19 protein-coding genes are annotated in these 19,491 nt (G+C 35.2%); 2 read left to right on the top strand and 17 right to left on the bottom strand.

Annotation, left to right across the window (positions count from 1 at the left end; genetic code table 11):
* Positions 1-134: 134 nt before the first annotated feature.
* From ACQH3L_RS05025 to ACQH3L_RS04955, 15 genes are all read right to left on the bottom strand, one after another.
* Positions 135-956 carry a 3'-5' exonuclease gene (locus ACQH3L_RS05025; RefSeq protein WP_425384706.1) on the bottom strand — a complete coding sequence of 274 codons (822 nt, stop codon included), beginning with the start codon at positions 954-956 and terminating at the stop codon, positions 135-137.
* A complete protein-coding gene (gene era, locus ACQH3L_RS05020; protein WP_010082484.1) occupies positions 949-1,833 on the bottom strand; it encodes a GTPase Era in 885 nt (294 codons plus the stop codon). Before era ends, ACQH3L_RS05025 begins: the two co-directional genes overlap by 8 nt.
* Before the next feature lie 250 nt (positions 1,834-2,083).
* Entirely contained in the window at positions 2,084-2,344 is a 261-nt protein-coding gene (locus ACQH3L_RS05015) for a hypothetical protein (protein ID WP_425384705.1), read from the bottom strand.
* Between the two features lie 25 nt (positions 2,345-2,369).
* Positions 2,370-2,738: a head decoration protein gene (locus ACQH3L_RS05010; protein WP_425384704.1), complete on the bottom strand. Its 369-nt coding sequence runs from the start codon at positions 2,736-2,738 to the stop codon at positions 2,370-2,372.
* A 77-nt stretch (positions 2,739-2,815) separates the two neighbouring features.
* Positions 2,816-3,871, bottom strand: coding sequence for a S49 family peptidase (locus tag ACQH3L_RS05005; protein ID WP_425384703.1), 1,056 nt, complete (start codon positions 3,869-3,871; stop codon positions 2,816-2,818).
* Positions 3,872-3,885: 14 nt separating this feature from the next.
* Positions 3,886-5,289 (bottom strand): phage portal protein, encoded by a 1,404-nt coding sequence (locus ACQH3L_RS05000; protein ID WP_425384702.1) that lies wholly within the window; start codon positions 5,287-5,289, stop codon positions 3,886-3,888.
* Between the two features lie 102 nt (positions 5,290-5,391).
* On the bottom strand, positions 5,392-5,673 hold the full coding sequence (locus ACQH3L_RS04995) for a type II toxin-antitoxin system RelE family toxin (protein WP_010962706.1): 282 nt from the start codon (positions 5,671-5,673) through the stop codon (positions 5,392-5,394).
* Positions 5,664-5,924 (bottom strand): hypothetical protein, encoded by a 261-nt coding sequence (locus tag ACQH3L_RS04990; protein WP_012673197.1) that lies wholly within the window; start codon positions 5,922-5,924, stop codon positions 5,664-5,666. Before ACQH3L_RS04990 ends, ACQH3L_RS04995 begins: the two co-directional genes overlap by 10 nt.
* A 40-nt stretch (positions 5,925-5,964) precedes the next feature.
* The gene (locus ACQH3L_RS04985; protein WP_155968603.1) at positions 5,965-6,198 is read right to left on the bottom strand and encodes a gpW family head-tail joining protein; all 234 of its coding nucleotides are present in this window, start codon (positions 6,196-6,198) and stop codon (positions 5,965-5,967) included.
* Between the two features lie 13 nt (positions 6,199-6,211).
* Positions 6,212-7,555, bottom strand: coding sequence for an IS110 family transposase (locus tag ACQH3L_RS04980; protein ID WP_262986668.1), 1,344 nt, complete (start codon positions 7,553-7,555; stop codon positions 6,212-6,214).
* 353 nt (positions 7,556-7,908) lie between these two features.
* Entirely contained in the window at positions 7,909-9,753 is a 1,845-nt protein-coding gene (locus ACQH3L_RS04975) for a phage terminase large subunit family protein (RefSeq protein WP_425384701.1), read from the bottom strand.
* Positions 9,750-11,234 (bottom strand): ankyrin repeat domain-containing protein, encoded by a 1,485-nt coding sequence (locus tag ACQH3L_RS04970; RefSeq protein ID WP_425384700.1) that lies wholly within the window; start codon positions 11,232-11,234, stop codon positions 9,750-9,752. The genes ACQH3L_RS04975 and ACQH3L_RS04970 overlap by 4 nt, the downstream gene beginning before the upstream one ends.
* An 18-nt stretch (positions 11,235-11,252) precedes the next feature.
* A complete protein-coding gene (locus ACQH3L_RS04965; protein ID WP_425385017.1) occupies positions 11,253-11,744 on the bottom strand; it encodes a hypothetical protein in 492 nt (163 codons plus the stop codon).
* A 16-nt stretch (positions 11,745-11,760) separates the two neighbouring features.
* A complete protein-coding gene (locus tag ACQH3L_RS04960) occupies positions 11,761-12,972 on the bottom strand; it encodes a DNA modification methylase (RefSeq protein WP_425384699.1) in 1,212 nt (403 codons plus the stop codon).
* A 103-nt stretch (positions 12,973-13,075) separates the two neighbouring features.
* Positions 13,076-13,552: a crossover junction endodeoxyribonuclease RuvC gene (locus ACQH3L_RS04955; RefSeq protein WP_425384698.1), complete on the bottom strand. Its 477-nt coding sequence runs from the start codon at positions 13,550-13,552 to the stop codon at positions 13,076-13,078.
* Between the two features lie 217 nt (positions 13,553-13,769).
* On the opposite strand from ACQH3L_RS04955, the gene ACQH3L_RS04950 reads away from it, so the two are divergent.
* Together ACQH3L_RS04950 and ACQH3L_RS04945 are read left to right on the top strand one after the other, a co-directional pair.
* Positions 13,770-15,002: a hypothetical protein gene (locus ACQH3L_RS04950; RefSeq protein WP_425384697.1), complete on the top strand. Its 1,233-nt coding sequence runs from the start codon at positions 13,770-13,772 to the stop codon at positions 15,000-15,002.
* The gene (locus ACQH3L_RS04945; protein WP_425384696.1) at positions 14,968-16,083 is read left to right on the top strand and encodes a hypothetical protein; all 1,116 of its coding nucleotides are present in this window, start codon (positions 14,968-14,970) and stop codon (positions 16,081-16,083) included. The genes ACQH3L_RS04950 and ACQH3L_RS04945 overlap by 35 nt, the downstream gene beginning before the upstream one ends.
* A gap of 761 nt (positions 16,084-16,844) precedes the next feature.
* On the opposite strand, the gene ACQH3L_RS04940 is transcribed toward ACQH3L_RS04945, so the two are convergent.
* Complete coding sequence (locus ACQH3L_RS04940) at positions 16,845-18,971, bottom strand: AAA family ATPase (RefSeq protein ID WP_425384695.1); 2,127 nt, start codon at positions 18,969-18,971, stop codon at positions 16,845-16,847.
* 31 nt (positions 18,972-19,002) lie between these two features.
* The gene (locus ACQH3L_RS04935; RefSeq protein ID WP_264707835.1) at positions 19,003-19,491 is read right to left on the bottom strand and encodes a helicase RepA family protein; all 489 of its coding nucleotides are present in this window, start codon (positions 19,489-19,491) and stop codon (positions 19,003-19,005) included.

The following is a 19,491-nucleotide window of genomic DNA, read 5'->3' as shown; positions in this document are numbered from 1 at the left end:
AGCAACCTTATAACGAAAATAAAAGTAAAATGCAATACCTTAAAAGCAACTTTCTTAATATGCTCAACGTGTATATTAACCAAAATTTAGTACAGAGGTTCGCTTGTTAGTGCATTATAACTCGACTATTTATTCTATGGAAGTAAAATTTTTCCACCACAAGTTATTTGCCATTCTTCTTTAAATTTCTTTAGGTATTCTTTTTTTTCGCACTCTAAAAGTAGCTCTTCCACACTTTTGGTGTAGCTTTCAGTAGTAATCCTTCCCTGATGATGCATGAACCTTAAGTAAATCAAATAAGTGTTAATTACATCTGTTTCACAATAATCTCGAATCTCTTGTATCTTGCCGCTATCGTATAAGTCCATAACTTGTGACCCATCAACTCCAATCTTACCAGGAAGATTAAATGCTGCACAAACTTCGTTCATTTTTACTCTCGCAGAAGCTCCAAAATCAGAGAGGGATTCAAGCAAATCACAATGCCAATCACTGCTATATCTCTGATTGTAACTATTCCACTTATCGCCAGCTTTATGAAAATATTCTGCTTGAATGCCATGGACCATAGCACGATACTTCAGCACTGGTATATCAAAAGTGCGTCCGTTGAACGAAACTAATCTTGGCTTTTTCTCTGATATGTAGTTAAAAAATCCTTTCACTAGCTCCTTTTCACTGGAATTTAGTGTGCCTCCAGATCTTATTTCTTGCAGTGTGAACACCTCATAACCACTCTGGTAGCTTATATTGCAAAGTAAAAAACTAATAACTACAACAAGGTGAAAAGGCTGACGCAGAAAAGAGTTTTGCCCGTTTGTTATTTCAAGATGATATTTTGTTAATGCATCCCTCTTCTCTTCTACACTACTATCATCACTAATATTGAGTAAATTTTTGCAGGAATTTACATCTGGTATAGTTTCAATATCAAATACCAATAAAGAATTAAGCATTGCCTATATACTCCTCCGGACGGTCGATCCAAGGTCGCACTTTCACAAATAAAAAGAGGTGTACCTTGCACTCAAATAATTTTTCTAGTTCAGCACGCGCTTCGATATTAATTTTTTTAATATTACTGCCATCTTTTCCTAGTACTATTTTTTTATGACTATCTTTCAACACAAATATGATCTGTTTGATGACTAAACTCTTATCTTTTTTTTCCTCAAATTGTTCAGTTATAACAGCTGTAGAGTATGGCAATTCTTCACGCAAGTTCAAGAATAATTTTTCTCTCGTAATTTCTGCTGATAAAAAATTTGTCGAGGAATCGGTTATTTGATCTTCTTCATAAAACCAGGGGCTCACCGATGCAACTTCAGACAAGTAATTCATCAAATCAGAAAGTCCATCATTCTTTAATGCTGATATCATAAAAACCTTTTCAAATTTATAAAGCAAATTCAGATGCTCATGCGCCATCTTTAATTCAGGCCTTTTTACCAAATCAGTTTTATTGATAACCAAAATGCATCTGCCTTTTGTGCGCTGCAGCCGCATAAATATAGTCTTAATTCTTTCTATATTTTTCAAATAATTGCTTACATCAACAAGCAACAAAGTGATGTCACTATCCTTAACTGCCGACCATGCAGATTTGACTAAAGCTTTTTCAAGTTTTGTTTCTGCTGAGAAAATTCCTGGGGAGTCAGTAAAGACAATTTGTGTGTTGTTGCATGTTGCAACACCCCTTATTTGCGTCCTTGTTGTTTGCACTTTAGGGGTGACAATTGCAATTTTCTTGCCTATGATGCTGTTAATTAATGTAGACTTCCCAGCATTTGGTAAGCCAGCTATGGTTACAAATAAGCATTTTTGTTCTTTCACAAAGAAAATTATAAAGAAAACTGAATGCCCGCGTCAAGCTACTTATATGACAAGAAGGATGACAGAACCCTTTTTGGTTAGCATGCAAAAAGGAAAAAAACTTATTCTACAAATTAAAAATACAATATACTCAAAAACTTTTCAGAAAATCCATAGGAAGGTTTGCTAATGAAGGCTCTTGAGTTGACGCCATTGCCTGAACGACTGCTTGATTTAAGGGTAACGTTTTAACCATAAGGTCACTAACTCCTTAATATGTGTGTTCATAATTTGATTTTCCACGAAAGACATAATAGCAATAACCAGTGTAAGTTAAAATGATTGGTAAAAGCGGTATTATAACAATGAGCATTAAAGATAAACTTGGCCCAGAAGCAGCTGCATCCAGAATGGTATATTGAATTGGAAACAAATTTAAATTTTCAACACGTCCATAATTTATCGGCAATATATTCATCGCATTTGTTAGTGCCGTCATGCTAAATGCTGTATTCGTAAATGGATTTTGCATTCTTTTTCCCCCTTATTAATTTAAGTTACACTCCCTTGCGGACAATGATCCCTCGTCCTTCAAGTTGCTTTATTGCTGCAGCTTTTTGCTCTTCAGTGATACCTGTTGGCCACACAATTGCATGATCTGCTAGCATTGCTATACGTGTAATGATTACTGCTTTGGCATCTTCTGTCGCATTTACATCACTTACTATCGCACCTATTGCTGTTTGTGTACCATCTGTTGCAGTTGGATTTATTATCTTAATCATGTTATCCTTATCACTACCAACAACTGTACCAAGTTTAAGATTTTGTCCCTTGGCTACCGTTATTTGGTCTCTTGAATATAGACTTGATGCCTCATACTTTAATAAGTCACCTAGATTATTTTGTTCGATTATACAACTCATAAAATTTCCTCATTTATTTTCCCCTTTAGTTTTACCGCCATGTTTGTAATTGTTGTACGCGGCGGTTATAAAAAAACTTAAATACTTGATTGCGCTCTAGTCCTTGCTACCTCCATCATCAACTCTTCTCCTGAATTCTGCGGTATTGCACTCAGTATCTCTGTCTTTTTCGTTCTCTCTGCAAGTAATTCCATTAAAACTTCCCTGGCTTGCTCAATACTTACGCCTTGCTCTATAAATTCTTCTATTTTCTCTGGCATTCGTGATAAGTTACATAAACGTATTAATTCAAGAACTTCAGTACGATACTTAGTTAAATTATCAGTTTCTAGGTCAGTTGTAGTTTGTTCATTCATAGTAATACTCCTGTTTTTATTAATAGATGAAAGAATTGTAATTCCATCTGCAAGACCTATTTCTATTGCTCTCTCGCCAAAATATAGCCCTGCCTCCGTTGATCGAATCTTTTCAATTGAAAGACCTCTGTTCCTCGCTATTAGCTGCACAAACATTTCATATAGTCGGTCTACTTCTTTTTGTAAGCTTTCCAGACTTTCAGACGTCATTGGCTCATGTGGATTTAAATCATTTTTTCTACTTCCTGCAAATACTGTGGTATATTTTATTCCACATTTTTCATTAAATCCACTTTGATCTATATGACTTGCAATTACCCCTATGCTTCCTACTCCTGAGGTTCTGCTCACAAATACCTTTTCAGCGCTAGAGGCTATAGCGTACGCAGCAGAATATGCATCATCATTTGCTATCGCTATTATCCTCTTTTTTGCTCTTGATTCATAAATAAAGTCAGCTAGGTCAAATATACCGTTTACCTCTCCTCCGGGGCTATCTATTTCCAGTATAATTGTCTCTATGCTACTATCTGCTAATGCTTGTGTAATTTGTTCTTCTATTTGCTCATATGATGTCATTCCGAGCATTTCATCAAATGCACCAGGTTTTTTAGTTAAAATGCCATGTATCGGTATTATTCCTCTTTCACTATTTCTTACTGCATGTTTTATATTTTTAAAGATAGGTTGTTTTCCGTTATATAGTGACAACAGGTCAAAGCTTTTTTGCTCTATCATCATCGGCCTACATAGCCAGTTGGTTTGTAAAATTTCCATAAAGTAAACGAGATTTATTTTGTTTGTGTCCTGACATCAGAATCAAAGAAAAGGTTGAGAGAATCAGCACGCTTTTGATCTTCTGCTATTTCTTGGTCAATTTCTTCAACATCGTAACCCATTTCTGATACTACTTCCGATCGACTCTTAAATCCATTCCTTACTGCCATTTGCTGTGCTTGCTGATCTTTTAGTGGATCCACCCAATCAAATCCCTGCGGTATCCATTTTACATCTTTAAATATTTGATTATCTGTTGTAGGAAGCTCTCCAGATAAAGTGGCAAGTTCTAGCCATCTACTCCATACTGGTCTGCAAAATTGAAATACCATAATGTTATGTTGCAGCATAGCGCATCGACGACGAAACTCTATTAATCCAGCTCTGATTGATGAATAATTAACGCCTGTTAAATCTCCTGTTAGTTGCTCATATGTTATCCCTGTGCCTATTGCTATTGCCCTCAGCTGCTGTCTCATGAATGCTTCATAACTTCCTCCTACATCAGATGGCTCTGAAAATTTTATGTCTTCTCCTGGGTCTAAAAGCTGCATTGTTCCTGGCTCTAAACCTGATAGTGCTACTCCTTGCTCATTACTTTCACCTTCTCCTAAAATATTTGCTTCAGGATCTAGCCTTGTAATAAACCCTGCAAACATCGCTGCTGTCTTTTTTCTCACTAATTCTGCATCATCATATTGATCAAGTTCATAGAGCTTTAGCAGTATACTCGAAAGCCATGGCTCTCCTCTAATTTGCCCAGGTCTTAATGGTCTATAAATATGTAAAACATCATTTGCTGGCACTCTCACTGATTCACCAAATGAGCCTTCACCAGGGTGTTCTTTAAATAGGTAATATGCTTCTCTTTGCCCAAGCTTGTTAAACTCAATCCCGTTTCTTATTACATTACCATTTCCTAAAGTTTGATTTGTTTTATTATCTAAATGTTCAGACTCAAGTACTTGCAGTTGTAATGGCACAGAAAATCTATCTTCCAGCTTTCTCGTTCTTAAACGTACAAAACATTCTCCTCCCTCTATCATACTTCTGCATACTAGAGCTTGTAATCCATAAAAATCACTTACTCCGTTACTGTCTGCTTCATCTGTCCATCTTAGCCATAATTCTTGCACCCTCTTTCGAAATTCCCCACCCCTTGCTTTTGATTGCGGTTTTATTCCTGTTCCAATAGAGTTACTTACTATTGTATCAATAATATTTGCTGCATATGGATTTTTTCTCACCATATCACGTGATCTACTACGTAAAGTTTCAAGGTTTTGAGACAGCAAATTGTTTATACTTCCTAACTCTGGTTGAAAGTGAAAAAATCTTCTTCCTGAGCCTGCAGCATCCCAGGCTGAGCTTTTTATCTTTGGTTTGTTAAATAGTTGTTTGAATGATTTTAATAACATTTTGCCTCTTTGATTATGCAACAAGTTGTTGCACAATTTGACATTGAAAAATTATAGCAAGTTGCTAGAGAATTTGGTCAACAGATTGTATGTAGAGAGTCATTACTCTGGACTACGTTTATAAATTTCTTTTCGATGTCCTATTGCTGCAATTTTGACCATGTGCTCTGAGTTATCTATTAAGTATATGACTCGATAATCGCCAACACGCAACCTAAAGTAGCCTACCCATTTATGCGATAAAGCCTCACCTACTTTATCAGGAATAATTGTGAGACGTTTTTCTATAGCTTTTTGCACCCTTAACCGTATTGTTTTCGGAAGAGAAGGAAGATCTTCGGTATCTACACCTTCTAAATAACCAATTTGGTAAATTATTCCCACTTGATATCTTCATGTCTAATTATTTTTGCTCCAGGAACATTACGTTTAGCAGCAAGTTCAAGTAGAGCTATTTCTCCTTCATCCATTTCGTCACCTTCAGATAGTTTACTTACCTCAAGTTCTTCTTCTACTAGATCTTTTACAATTTCTTCAATAGTTCTATTTTGAACTTTTGCCATTTCTGTAAGATACTGAGCAAATTCCCCCTCAAAATTTACATTAACATTAAGCCTTCCTTGACTTTGATCCATATTATTCACTGTAAGATATCAACTCTAAACTATAACATTTTTACATAATTTTGTCAACCCCTTTATTTGTTGAAAAAACAATTTTTCTCTTTGGCTTCATACCTGCAATTTTCAATTCAGCCTTAATACGTTGTCTTAAGCTTAGTAAATCATTTATATCTACTTCAGCATATCTCACCACATGGTCACCATATGCAATTGATACCACTCTTTCGCCACTCTGAAGCTTCTTTATTGCTTGTTCAACTTGAATTAAATAATCTTCGTTATACATTTATTACTTGCTTCTAAGAAACTTCCCCTATCAGCTCATCTTTTTTTATCAGGATATAACCAAATTCATTGGCTTTTTTACCCAGATTCTTTACTACTCTTTCCTTATATAACTTTTCATAATAATCCATTCCTTTTTCTACATATTCTTGTCCACATTTCAGCATTTGATAAAAAATACATGCTAATTTTCTTGCTGTAGCAGTTATTGCTTTTGGTGCTCCCAATCGATTTTTCAATCTTCTACAGTACGCACCTAATGCACTTTTACTGTGCAACATAGAATAACCAGCAAGTCGAAAAGCATTTGCAGCACGGTTAATTACTTTACGAGTTCCACTTCTAATCACTCTTTCTCCTGTAATCCTATTAAATGGACATAATCCCAACCAAGAAGTAAAATGTTTTTCTGATGGCCATTTATTAGCATTAAGACCAACTTCTGAGAGGATGGTCTGTATATTTGATGTATTAAGCCCTGGAACTTTGGTGAAATCCATGCCAGTTATTCGATACAATTCTTCGTGTGCAGCAAAGTTTGGTTTGTTTCCTGCAGACCTCTTTACTTTACTGCATTGCTTATTTTCATTTGATCTTGTTTCAAGTGTTTTATAATAGTTTTCCATACTTTTATCACATTCTTTTATTTGCTCTTGAAAAAAAGTATATGCTTCGTATTCTTGCTTTAATGTAAACAAATGCTCTTCTCTATAGTCACCTGTTAGTGCTTTTGCTATGGTTGATCTGTCATTTTTTATTCGTCTATCACTCAATTCAGCCAATCTATTAGAGTTTCTTTCACCCGCAATTATTGCTTTAATGATTCGCATACCAGTTACACCTGTAATATCACTAATAACCTTGTGTAATTGAATGTTCATTTGAATTAATGCTTTTTGCATACGTTGAGTGTGTACAGCTGCACTTTTTATCAGGTTGTCATGTTGTCTATTATAACCACGTAGTACACAAATTTGGTTATCAGGCCTAAATGATCCTTGAAGTAACCCATAGCTATGTAATTGCTGTAACCACTGGCAATCTTGAACGTCTGATTTTCTTCCAGGTACATTTTTTACATGTCGTGCATTTACCAGTTTAACTTCGAATCCATATGATTCAAGTATTTGAAACAAAGGAATCCAATATACTCCTGTTGATTCCATGGCTATCGTTCTAACTTCACACTTTTTCAACCACTTTGCTAGGTTATGAAGATCTACTGTAAAGCACCCAAATTTTTGAACGCGTTGTTTATCTCTCCCTTCTGGTACGCATGCATAATGTACAGATGAACCAATATCAATCCCTGCTGCATTAGGATTCACTACTTCTAATTTACTTTTTGCTTTTGCCATATAAAATCCCTTATATATACCTTACAATGAAGAAGTGCTTTAGCTTGGGGCGGTTATATTACACAATCTTCTAAACGAGGTAGCTAAGAAGCTCCATCAATGGTTTGACCGTCCCTTCCAAAATCATACTGATCCACGGGCATTTATTGCACCATTGCGAACTCGATTATAACTGCAGAAGCACTTCTTCATAAAATTATATCCAAAAATTACTGCAATGTGCATTAGGACGTTTCTTTCTGGTTTAACAGATTTTGTCTGTTCCGGTGCTGATCCATTTGCTTTTCACTATTTTCTTTGATTTTTTACTTTCTGGTTTTTCACTTAAACTATTCCATTTACTCTCTGGCCATCTATCTATTCCCAGTGCTATCGATGCTGCTGATCCATTTGCTTTTCACTATTTTCTTTGATTTTTTACTTTCTGGTTTTTCACTTAAACTATTCCATTTACTCTCTGGCCATCTATCTATTCCCAGTGCTATCGATGCTGCTCTTGCATAAATCCTACAGTCTAATACTTCATTTCTTTCTCTTACCTTTTGCCACTCTTGTTTGGTATAACCTTTTACTACTTTGCTGACTAATTGCTCTGCCGTTAGCTGCTTAAAATACTCAGGTGCATACTCGGGAAAATGACAATACCCTGGCGGTGTTTCTTCACCTTCTTTTAAAATATTAAGTAATTGAAAAAGCTCTGACTTTAATATCGATACTCCGACTGGCCAGAGCTTTATTCCTCTTTTCAGCTTTTGCCCTCCAACTGTTATATCTACTCTACTTGGGCTGCTCAGCGGCACTAGTGCTTTATTTACACCTTTCACTGCCATTACTCTTCCAGACCCTTGATGACTTCTCACCCAGTTGTAAACTTCCTGCGTTGCATACCCTGCATCAACCGCCATCATACTTATCATGTATTCAAGACCATTTTCACCGATAAAATGATGATTTAAGAGCTCAGAGAGTTTTCCCCATACTTCTCCTCTTCCAGTATCACCTTCAAATACTCGGTATTCTATTGACCAACTTTCGCGGCTTTTTCCCCATGCTACAACTTCCACCTCTAAACGATCTTTTTGGACATCTACTCCTGCAGTAAGCACCACTTCTCTCCTAGGTACTGTGCCTACGGGAAAAAATTCTCTCCTGTTAAATAATTGCTTCCAATCTGGTACTTCTCCTTTGTCTACCCAGGTTTCTCCAAGCGTAGTATTTATCCATACTTTTAGTAATTGTTCACTTTCTTTTGCATGAAGAAAATCTTCTACTGCTTGAGTCCAGCTATACCAGCCTACTGGACTATAAAGACTTGAAAGATGAAATCCTTTTTTCTCACCTTTTACTCTATTAGTAGGTCTCCATTCTCCACGCTCAAGCATCTCTGTCTTTTGATGATTTTCTATTTTGCCGCTACATTCAGTGCAGACATAATGTGCTGTTCTTGAGTCGTTGTTTTCCCATTTAATTTGTGACCATTTTAGAACTTGATAGTAATTACAATACGGACATGGTACAAAAAAGTACTGCTTATCTGTTGCTTCAAATTCTTTCTCAATTCTGCTTATTCCATGAATCGTTGGTGTTGATACTAAAAAAATCTTTCGCCGTGCAAATGTATTGGTACGAGCTATGCTGAGTAAAACTGGATCTCCTTCTCCACCTGAGTCTCCTGGATAGGCATCTATTTCATCAAGAAAGAGGTATTTTACTGGCATAGATCTCAGTCCTACACTGCTATTTGCTCCAGTTATTACTACTATTCCACCTGGAAATTCCTTACTTTGTACAGTATTCCCTGAATCTCTTGATCTTGGGTCTTTTACTTTACTTTTTAAACATGGTGTACTTTCAATCAGTGGCGCAAATCTTCCTTTTGACCAACGCTTTCCCATTTCAACTGTTGGCTGTACTACTAACATTGGACCTGGTGTTTGATCTATAATATAGCCAATCCAATTATTTCCTGCTTCTGTTCCTCCAATCTGCGCTCCTTTCATGAATACTACTTTTTCTGCTGGTGAGGACGGAGAAAGTGAATCCATGATTTCTTTTAAATAAGGAGTTCTTTCTGTTCTCCATTTACCTGGCTCTGATGCTGCAGTTGGCGCTAAAACTCGATACTCATTTGCCCACTCTGATACTTTAAGCTCTGGATCTGGTTTTAAACCTTCAGAAAAAGATGTGGCGTATATCATTGTCTGCATCTACTCATCATTGGTTCTATCTCAACATCATTAACAGTAGAACTACACTCTTCCAATTCCATAAACATCTTTTTCTGAAATTCCTTTTCTATATATCTTTTGCTCATCTCACTTATCATTAGTGCTATAATAAGCGCAAATATCCCTGTTGTTGTTGCAAAAATGATTGCACTGCTTATTGTTGTTGCTGTTAAACCTATATATGCTGCCATTGCTACTGCGCTAACTGTAATACAGATGCAGATAATATTATTATGTTTTTTCATCCTTTTATCTGCTATTTCTCTCTGTGCTATATATTTATTATGAAGGGTTGGAAAATTAATAACGGTATCTCTGCAGAGCAATGCACCATTTTTTTCAGTAAATAAAACTTTAAGTAACTCTAAATTGTTTGATTTAATTGCTAAATGTAAAACAGGTGTATAATTTGCTCCTTTTTTCAGCAATAACTTTACTACATGTAAATGCCCTTTTTCCGCAGCAAGGTAAACCGGTGATAAACCTTTATTATTTACAATATCAATATCGATTTCTTCTTTTAAGATAGACTCTACAAGCTCAATTTCTCCTCTTTGTGCAGCTAAATGTAGTAGACTATTCTTTTCAGAACCGTATTTATTACTCATCAAAGCCTTCTTTATCTCAGGTTTAGCGTAATCAAATGGTGTCTTACCATTATCATCCCTGATTAAAGGATCTATATCCTCTCGAGTTAGTAAAACCTCTATTGTTTTAAGTCTTTCAGCGTAATGTAGTGGTGTTTTACTTTCGTAGTCTTGCAAATTGACTTGAGCATTAGGCTCCTTTATTAAGCATTTGAGGATATCAAGACATAAGTCTCTTTCATCGTAATTAGTATTACTTACAGCTATATGAACAGGTGATAATTTCATCGAGTTTTGTCCTACACGTGCGCTATTTACATCTGCTCCTAGCTCCAGTAATAACTTTACTATCTCCAATTTGTTGTTGTTAACTGCATAGTGCATCGGTGTCTGATTTCGTGCATCAAAAACCTCGATTTCAGCTTTTCCTTCTCTTATCAAAATCTTTACAACTTCTGCATGTCCTATTCCTGCTGCTAGATGTAATGGAGTATGGTGCAAAGCATTTCGTACATTAACGTCAATACCTTTTCTGATCAAATATCTAACTGCATTAACTTCACCTATCATTGCAGCTAAATGAAGTAAGCTATCTTGTTCTGACCCGTACTTGTTATTAATTAGCGCTTGTAATATTTCTGCTTTTTTCCCTTCTTTGGCGTAATCAAGAGATGTTTTACCTTCATTATCTTCCACAAAAGGATTAATATTCTTCTTCGTGAGTAACAAATCCACCATGCTTAATTCATCAAACTCTATAGCGCAATGCAGTGGAGTTTTTCCGTTTAACCCTCTGACATTAACATCTAATCCAGGTTGATTGATTAAACACTTTATTAACTCTAAACTTAAGTTATCAGCCATTTTGTATTCAAAATCTTTTTATATTTTAAATTTAGCGTTAGATAATTCTTCAAGTGAGTTTGTAATCTCTTCAGTTAGCGTCTCGTGAATTTTTTCAGTGTCACTCAGTGATGCAAGTAGTGCTGAAACTCTATTTGGAATATTAAGCAAATTATTACGTACAACTCTTGCTACGTTAAATGCATCGCGCTTTACTTCCTCTACTGCTACAAGTTCTCCTATTTCAGCTTTTGCCTTTGCTTCTAGCAACCTTCCTCGCTCCATTTCATTTTTTATTCGCGTTTTTAGCAACATTGTAGAAAGGTTATTTGTATTTTCGTTTTCTGGATTTTTTCTCCTAAGTGGCTGACTTGGATCTCTTATTGCTGCCACCGCTTCATTTGCTTGTTCTCGGTCAATCAAACCATCCTCCAGCTCAACTATTCCTTTCTTTACTAAGTAACAGACGTATTGCTTTGAAACTCCTAGTTCTCTTGCCCATTCCGTCTGCGTGATTTTTCCTCCTTCCACTTTTTTCTCCCTTCTTTTACCGTTTTTCTTCTTGAATTTGGGCAAAGGTTTTGCCAGTATTGGAAAGTATCGCTTCTCTTCCCGTGTATACTTGCCAACGTTTTATGGTCACATCTACAAACGTAGGATCTAGCTCTATCGTTCTACAGATTCTTCCTGTCCTCTCACATGCAATCAACGTACTCCCAGACCCGCTAAATGGATCAAGAACTATGTCCCCTGGTCTACTGCTGTTTACTATCGCTCTCTCCATTAACTCCACTGGTTTCATCGTTGGGTGCAGTGAGTTGTACGTTGGCTTATCATAAAACCACAGATCACTTTGATTTCTACCCCCATGCCACTCACGTTTATTGCCGCTTTTCCATCCATAGAGCATTGCTTCGTATTGTCTTTGATAATCTGATCTTCCTAGCGTAAAGTGATTCTTTGCCCAAATGATAAATGTTGACCATTTCCCTCCCGCTTCCTCAAATACTTTTTGTAACGTTGAAAACTCTGATGATGATATGCAGATGTAAATTGCACCTTTCGTATATGCTAAAATATTGGAACAGATATCGTAGAGAAAAAGTTCGTACTTTTCACCTTGATTATCGTTTAATATCTTTTTGTCTTGACTGCTACCATAGTTAACGTTATATGGAGGATCACAAACAGTAATGTCTGCCATTTTATCATCTAACAGCACTTTATATGATTCAACTACAGAGCTATCACCACAATAGATTCGATGATCACCTAAAATCCAAAGATCACCTGGCTTTGTTATTTCTACCTTTTTGTCATCAACAACTAAGTCAGAAAGATCTTCTTCTTCACCATCTAAATCATCAAGAAAGTTTTGAACTTTTTCTAGCTCAAATCCAGTCATTTTAAGATCAAACTGCAAATCTTCTAATTCTTGAATTTCCACTCTCAAAAGATCATCGTCCCACTTTGCCCAATTAGCTGATTGATTTGCCAGTAACCGAAAAGCTTTAGTTTGTGGTTCATTTAAATTATCACTTAAAACCACTGGAATACTTTCCATACCAAGTTTTCTTGCTGCTTTAAGTCTTAAATGACCATCAACCACAGTACCATCACTTTTTGCAACTATTGGAATACGAAAGCCAAATTCCCGAATAGAAGCACACATTCTGTTGACCACATCGTCATTTTTACGTGGGTTACGCTCATATTCGACCAGATTTTGAGTAGGATAATAGTGGATTGCTAAATTCATATCTTAATAATTAAAAAGTTAATATTCAAAATATCTCTGACGCTAAAGAAGGCCTGGGGTCTGACCCACCAAACCCGCCATTATGGCCGAAAGGACCCACTTTTTATGGATTTTTCATCTTATTAGTATCTTTACTGAAATCCATAACATAGAACATTAATGCTAAAGCATCAGATTCATTATCATCTTTAGGCAAACCCCCTTTTTCCTTTACAGCTTCAATAACTTCACTCTTACTTGCATTACCTTTGCCTGTTATAAAGCGTTTTATAGTTTTAACATTAACACCTTGGTAGGGAATATGATTCTCTTCACACCAAGCAGAGAGAACTGCAAGAAAACCACCATAACAATGCGCTGCATCAGTTCCAAGGTGTCTTCTCACTTCCTCAAAATAAACTGTTTCAATACTTGGAAATTTTTCTTTCATTTCATTCAACCACTTATGAAACTTTAAAAATACCATTCCACCGCCACTAAACCGACTAGAATGAAAACTCTCACTTCCACTTTGAATTATTCCATCAGACAGAATTACCCATCCTGTTTGTTTGCCTAGATCTAGTGTTAAAACGGACATTTATATTCAGAGTTTGTTTCGCTAGAGTGCTATATAATATATATTCAGGATTTGAAAAATTTTTGTCCAAAAAATCTTCTTCTTAAGCAAACTTTTTAGAAAAAACTTAGTTAAAAATCAGTAAACAGCCATTGTATAATTATTAGTCAAGATTTTCAGATTTCTATCTTAACTATTTAAATAATTTATTATTCTATTATGGTGTGATTAGTTTCTTATGAACATTTATCCAAATCGTAAATTTTGGGAAGATGATTTAGAAGTCCCTGTTAACCATTTGCTTGACCGTTTTCACAATACAAAAATACGTCAGTCCTGGATAAATTCACTTTCAGGTAGGCAGTTAAATATTATTTTTCAAAATTCCTTTAAAGATAAATTAAATGCTCAACTCTTTGATGATGAAAGTTATGATAATACATCTGTACAATACAAACGTAAAGTGATTGCTAATTATTCCGATTCTCTCGTTACTTACTACTTGATTACCTGTTTTGACCGTGCAAAACTAGAAGTTACTGTCAGTGAAATTGCAAGATCTGCATTAACTACGGAACTCATGAAATCCTACCTTGTAAAAAATAATAATAAATATGATAAAAAGTCTTTGCTGTTTCTACTGTTTCATGCAGATTACAATCTTTTAAAGTCTGTCTATCACTTTGAAAAAATACAAAGAAAGAGTTTCATGTCTTTTGCCTTACAAAAAATACCAAGACGACCAAGTACTCCATTTAAGGACTTTATCTCAGAGGAAATCATACAACAAATACTGAAAGAAGATAACATTAAGAGAAATGACAGTTTCGAGAATCAACTACAAGGTTTCTTCTATCATCAGAATCGTTTATATGTGTTAATACGAAAAGCTAGCGATATAGATTTGTTGTTAAATTCAAACAAAGTTATTCATGGCCATAAGGCAGAGTGGATGATTTTGGATTTTCTACTAAATGGCACTCAGGTAGATCTTGGTGCTAGAAATATTGATCAAGCTATAGAAATAGCAAATAGCATTGCAAGTTGTTACTTTGGCTGCGAATGTATTTTTGTAGATGTGCAGGATAAAAACTTCGCGGAACAGGTGCATAAATTTATAGAAACTTGTATTAATGAATCTGATTCAAATATTCGTGTTTTTGAGTTAAAGTTTCAGTCAAATCGTTTCAATTACAGCTATACTAATATCACTTTGACTGTCGCTCCATATGATCCTATTGCACCGGAATTGCATGTTTTAAAGCCATTTGTAGGAAACATAGTGCCATTTATAGAGTCGATTAAAGTAATATTTCAAGGCAAAAAGATAGGCTTATTTTTCAAGAGAAGTGATGAGTATATAGCAATTTACTACTCTGAACATCCTCTGAATAAAAGGGAAAGAGAGGATTTTAAAGCATACATAAAACAATTTTATGGTCTTACAATCTTGCCAAGAGCAAATCTCTGATCTTCTTAATTCTGGCAGCTCTTGGGTTAATCCAAATCAAAATTACATCAAAGCAGCAAGGTATTTGTCAGATCTTGAATTAATTAAGATGCAAGAGAGGTCTTACATTATCTGCTCTCGTAGACAAGATAAATTAGATTGGCCAAATATAGTTGATCCATACTGTAACAATGAGATTTTCATTGATGAGGACTTTAACGAAGCATGCGATAATATAATTTGTGAAAATTGTAACCGTGATATTTTACCTAATACCTACAAGAAGCAAAGATTTCACCGCTTATCTGTATATTTTAACCCAGAGAAATTTATGAATTGGTTTGAAGGTCAGCTAAGTGATACAAATTTTATGTGGCAAAAAGTGGAAAGTGGAGTTTATCATGTTGGTGGACAAGGTAAGATTGTAAGTTTAATCATACTTGATTTTTGCACCAATCCAACATTCTTAACGATAGATAAGCTTAAAGCTAATCCAACTGTATTAATAATACTGAGAAAAAATCCATCAAACATACCTCTTGATTTGCCCATAGTAAAAATGGTTGACCTTTTCTTTCAGCATCAGACTTTAATTGAAGTATTTCAAGAAGCAGTACAAAGAGGAGTACCAGAGTTAATACCAAATACTTCAATGCAAATTTTGCATACTTCACTTAATCTAATTGAACCTCCTAAAGAGAAGGAATTACTAAAGTTGCAATTGATAGAGGGCTCACTTTACGTAAACAATATAGAGATTCTAAATAAGAAAGCTGTAGCATGTATGAAGGTTTTTCGCATATTATTTGAACAGTTTTTGCATGATTGTAAAAAAGAATTACCTCCTGAAAAACACATGTTGCTTAGCATAACTGAAATAGAAAAGCGCCTAAATCTTGATCCAGAAGCAGATCCAGAACATCACATCAGAAAACCACTAAACACAATCCAAAGAACAATAAAAACCACCTTAGCTAAAAAATTAGGACTAAACATCGAACGTAATGATGTGATTCAAACAGTTGGTTGGCCTGGATCATCGCGTAGAGATTATGGTTACCGTATTAACCCTTTTACTTTGGTTATAAAAGCAACTCGTTAAGTTTTAGAGATACTAAATAACCAATTAAACGCCATAAGTTACGTAAAATATCGACTATACAAATCTGTCATACATTAAAAAAATTTCTTTACAACTAAAGTAAAACGTGATAAAATTAGCATAAGGTCTTTCTTATAAGTTAAGACATGGTGTTAATCGGCTTTTAAGGGCTGTTATAAGCGTTCTTTAGGTCAAGGTGGTATAATTTACCCTTGGGTCATAGAGTCTTTTTAAAACGCTATTATAAATTGTTTTGTCTTTCACTTTTAGGTCCTTCATCTTTTTTTTCAAGTTGTTCAAAATGCAATAGTAGGTTTTTCGTATTTTTGTCTCTGTGTTGTATTTCTATTAGTGACTACTTTTCCAAACTTCTTTCTTTTTGCTCAAAAGTTACTATGAACCATTACTATAGTTATTGTATTTTATATTAGTTTATTATTATATCATTTATTATTATTTATATATATATAATATATAAGATTCTCGGAAAGTGGAAATCAGCCACTGTAGCGGGTTTGAGTATTACCAAATTAGCTAAATTTTTTGGAAATGGAAACGTAATATTTCTTATATTAGATGGCTAAAAATCAACGAATTTCAATAGTTTAAGTGTGAATATACTCTAATTTCCAAATCTTGATAAATTTTCCGGAAATCATGGAAATTTGGTCGTGTGGAATTCATTTTTTGTTCTTAAAACCTTACTTTCAGAGAGACAAAATGAACCCACAAAACTTTCATAAGTGAGCTTTAAGTATTTTTTAGAAGTTACCTATTTCAAACCTTTCTGCACCTAGCTTAAACTTACCTTCTCCTCTGGCAAAAGAACCAGTTTTGATATCAAGCCATTTATCCTCTTTTGAGTTTGTAGCCATACCTTTTACTATTTTTCTTTCGTTTAATAGTTCCTGTGCTAAACGTTCAAGTCTATGCCTACTAACACCATGAAATGCAGCTGGTAATCTATGCCGTTGTTGAAACACTCCTGGTCCACCTGTATGAGTAAACGGATGACCTTCTTCTGCTGACACTGCAATAGCTTGCATCAGTATCTTTTTTAAGTATTCATCAGATAATTTTCCAAGCTTAAATTCCTCAGATATATCCTCAAGCAAGCCAGTTGAGGAGCGTAAGTAAGTTCTTATATTCCTATCTGTTGCTCCATTAGACTTAACTATAGCTCCTTGGTATACTGCATTATTAACTTTACTAACCTTTAATGTATTAAACACAGTATTCTGATGCTCTTTTGAAGCAGGCCATAATGCAAAAGAACACCTCACACCATCAACAAGTGCAGTTGTACCTCTTATCGCATCTCTTGCCTGTTCCACAGTCGTAATCGGTTCACTGCACTTGGGTTTTCTCATATGATGTGCTACAATTACAGCTGCTCCTGTTTCATTTGCTAAGTTTGCAAGTAACCCCATTGCGTAATATCCCATTTCTGGATCTGAGTTTATATTAGCATGGACAAATGATACTAGTGGATCAAATACTATTAGTTTTAGATCTTTTACTTTATCTAATTGTCTACAGATGTCTTCAAATTTATCTGAAGTTTCAGGACATTTACCACGCATGTTGCTTTTCACTATAGAAAAGGGCTCTCCCGTATTTGGAATAGGTATAATAAATAATCGATTTTGATATTCTGCTCTCTTGCTACTAGGATCAAGACGATCAAGACGACGGTGTATCTCACCTGCATCATCTTCTGCTGAAAAAATCACTACTGATCCATGCTCTGTAACAAGGGAACCAAAACCACATATCTGATCTGCATCACTTGCAACCTTAAGTGCCAAGTCAAGGAGTAGCATACCTTTACCTGTATCTCCCATAGCAGCTACTATTGAGGTAACACCTAAAGGAAATAAACCTTCAACAAGAAACCTTTGTATTGGTACTGAACCTAAATAACGACTCACACTCCAGTCTAAAATGTTAAGCGGCTGTTTTGTAGATCTTTCTAAACTTTTCATATTTGAAGTATTTGGAATGTCAGTAGATGGGGTATCAATAGTAAGTAAAGGAATTGAAGCTAAAAATTCTTCAATGCTTATACCCTCCTTTACACAATCAGCAGCATCCCAACCTTTCGGCCTATCTTGTGGTATCTTAAGCTTAACAAGTGATGCAACTCCGATCTCTAAAAGCTTTTTTGCAGCATTTTCAGCATATCGTTTACCTGGTTCATCATTATCTGGCCATATAATAATGTGTTTACCTTTAAGTGGAGTCCAATCTGTCTTCTCAATAGGTGCATTTGCTCCTGACATTGCTGTTGTTGCAATTATTCCTTTCTCTATCAGCGCTTCTGCACATTTTTCTCCCTCAACCAGAACAACTTTATCGGACTTCAAAATACCTGGAATATTATAGAGTGGCCTTATCTTCGGTGCACCAAAGTCGGACTTTTTTATATCAAAAGGAAGATATCGCTTCCCATTATCATCATCGTAACGATAGATTCTAACAATAGCTTGGCCGTTTTCACCGTAATAATCCCAATATGCAGTTGGACTACTTGAATTTTTGAAATGACCAAGCCACTCAGCTATAGAAGCCATTACTTCAGGAAACTCTATTCTTGTACTTTTTCTATTTACTCCCGCCCAAAGGTCGATAATGTCACCACCTTCTCCTGTTGCAAAATCATGCCATAGGCCAGCTTCACTGCCACTTAATTCTACTACTAGACTCTTTCCTTTATCACCTTGTACATTGCCTACATAAAACTTATCACCACGAAAAATCCCTCTTGGCAATAGATAAGAAAGGCATGATCTGATATTTAACAGAAGCTGAGCTTTAAGCTGTTCTTTTTCTACTAACGATGCATTTTTTCGTGAAGCTGCAGTATTAAAATTGCAATAGATATCCATAAAATCCTCTGAATATATTTTCAATTTAAAACTAAGCGGTAGCTATAACTTTAGAAGTCTTCCAACATCCATTAACTTTGCGAATGTATTTTGTCATAGGCTTGCTATTTCTAAGTTCATACACCACTTTCAGAGTATTTGTACGTTCGTTTGGTTTAAATATAACGATGCCAGATGTATAAACACTTCTCAAAATGTTTGAGCCGCTTAAAGCTTGAAATGGATTTTTCTCCAATACAGTCGAAGACACTTTTTTGGTACAATGTGTGAGCACTATCCCGGCCATAGGATTAGTTATTGAACGTAATTTCTCCATGTCACTTCTTACAAAAGAGATTATCTCCCTATAATCGAGAAAAGAATCAATAACAATAAGATCTACCGTTTTTGCATCAAGTTTCTCTGTTATTATTGCTCTTACCTCTTCAGAATTTAAAGTTAATGGCATTTTATTGGTAATAAATAAATTTTCTTTCCAAAGATTTTGATCAATTTTAAGCTGAAGTAAGCGTTCTTTCAT

Origin of the sequence: Wolbachia endosymbiont (group A) of Sturmia bella, assembly GCF_964030905.1 — a bacterium.
GTDB classification, from domain to species: domain Bacteria; phylum Pseudomonadota; class Alphaproteobacteria; order Rickettsiales; family Anaplasmataceae; genus Wolbachia; species Wolbachia pipientis.
Note: the sequence above shows the minus strand (reverse complement) of the source record. Positions and strands in the feature narration are given on the sequence as shown.

Bases quoted from the DNA above. Each gene is read 5' to 3' on its own strand.
- ACQH3L_RS05025 (WP_425384706.1), bottom strand. From the start codon at position 956: ATGCTTAATTCTTTATTGGTATTTGATATTGAAACTATACCAGATGTA.
- ACQH3L_RS05015 (WP_425384705.1), bottom strand. From the start codon at position 2,344: ATGCAAAATCCATTTACGAATACAGCATTTAGCATGACGGCACTAACA.
- ACQH3L_RS05010 (WP_425384704.1), bottom strand. From the start codon at position 2,738: ATGAGTTGTATAATCGAACAAAATAATCTAGGTGACTTATTAAAGTAT.
- ACQH3L_RS05005 (WP_425384703.1), bottom strand. From the start codon at position 3,871: ATGGAAATTTTACAAACCAACTGGCTATGTAGGCCGATGATGATAGAG.
- ACQH3L_RS05000 (WP_425384702.1), bottom strand. From the start codon at position 5,289: ATGTTATTAAAATCATTCAAACAACTATTTAACAAACCAAAGATAAAA.
- ACQH3L_RS04990 (WP_012673197.1), bottom strand. From the start codon at position 5,924: ATGGATCAAAGTCAAGGAAGGCTTAATGTTAATGTAAATTTTGAGGGG.
- ACQH3L_RS04985 (WP_155968603.1), bottom strand. From the start codon at position 6,198: ATGTATAACGAAGATTATTTAATTCAAGTTGAACAAGCAATAAAGAAG.
- ACQH3L_RS04980 (WP_262986668.1), bottom strand. From the start codon at position 7,555: ATGGCAAAAGCAAAAAGTAAATTAGAAGTAGTGAATCCTAATGCAGCA.
- ACQH3L_RS04975 (WP_425384701.1), bottom strand. From the start codon at position 9,753: ATGATATACGCCACATCTTTTTCTGAAGGTTTAAAACCAGATCCAGAG.
- ACQH3L_RS04970 (WP_425384700.1), bottom strand. From the start codon at position 11,234: ATGGCTGATAACTTAAGTTTAGAGTTAATAAAGTGTTTAATCAATCAA.
- ACQH3L_RS04960 (WP_425384699.1), bottom strand. From the start codon at position 12,972: ATGAATTTAGCAATCCACTATTATCCTACTCAAAATCTGGTCGAATAT.
- ACQH3L_RS04955 (WP_425384698.1), bottom strand. From the start codon at position 13,552: ATGTCCGTTTTAACACTAGATCTAGGCAAACAAACAGGATGGGTAATT.
- ACQH3L_RS04950 (WP_425384697.1), top strand. From the start codon at position 13,770: ATGAACATTTATCCAAATCGTAAATTTTGGGAAGATGATTTAGAAGTC.
- ACQH3L_RS04945 (WP_425384696.1), top strand. From the start codon at position 14,968: ATGGTCTTACAATCTTGCCAAGAGCAAATCTCTGATCTTCTTAATTCT.
- ACQH3L_RS04940 (WP_425384695.1), bottom strand. From the start codon at position 18,971: ATGGATATCTATTGCAATTTTAATACTGCAGCTTCACGAAAAAATGCA.
- ACQH3L_RS04935 (WP_264707835.1), bottom strand. From the start codon at position 19,491: ATGAAAGAACGCTTACTTCAGCTTAAAATTGATCAAAATCTTTGGAAA.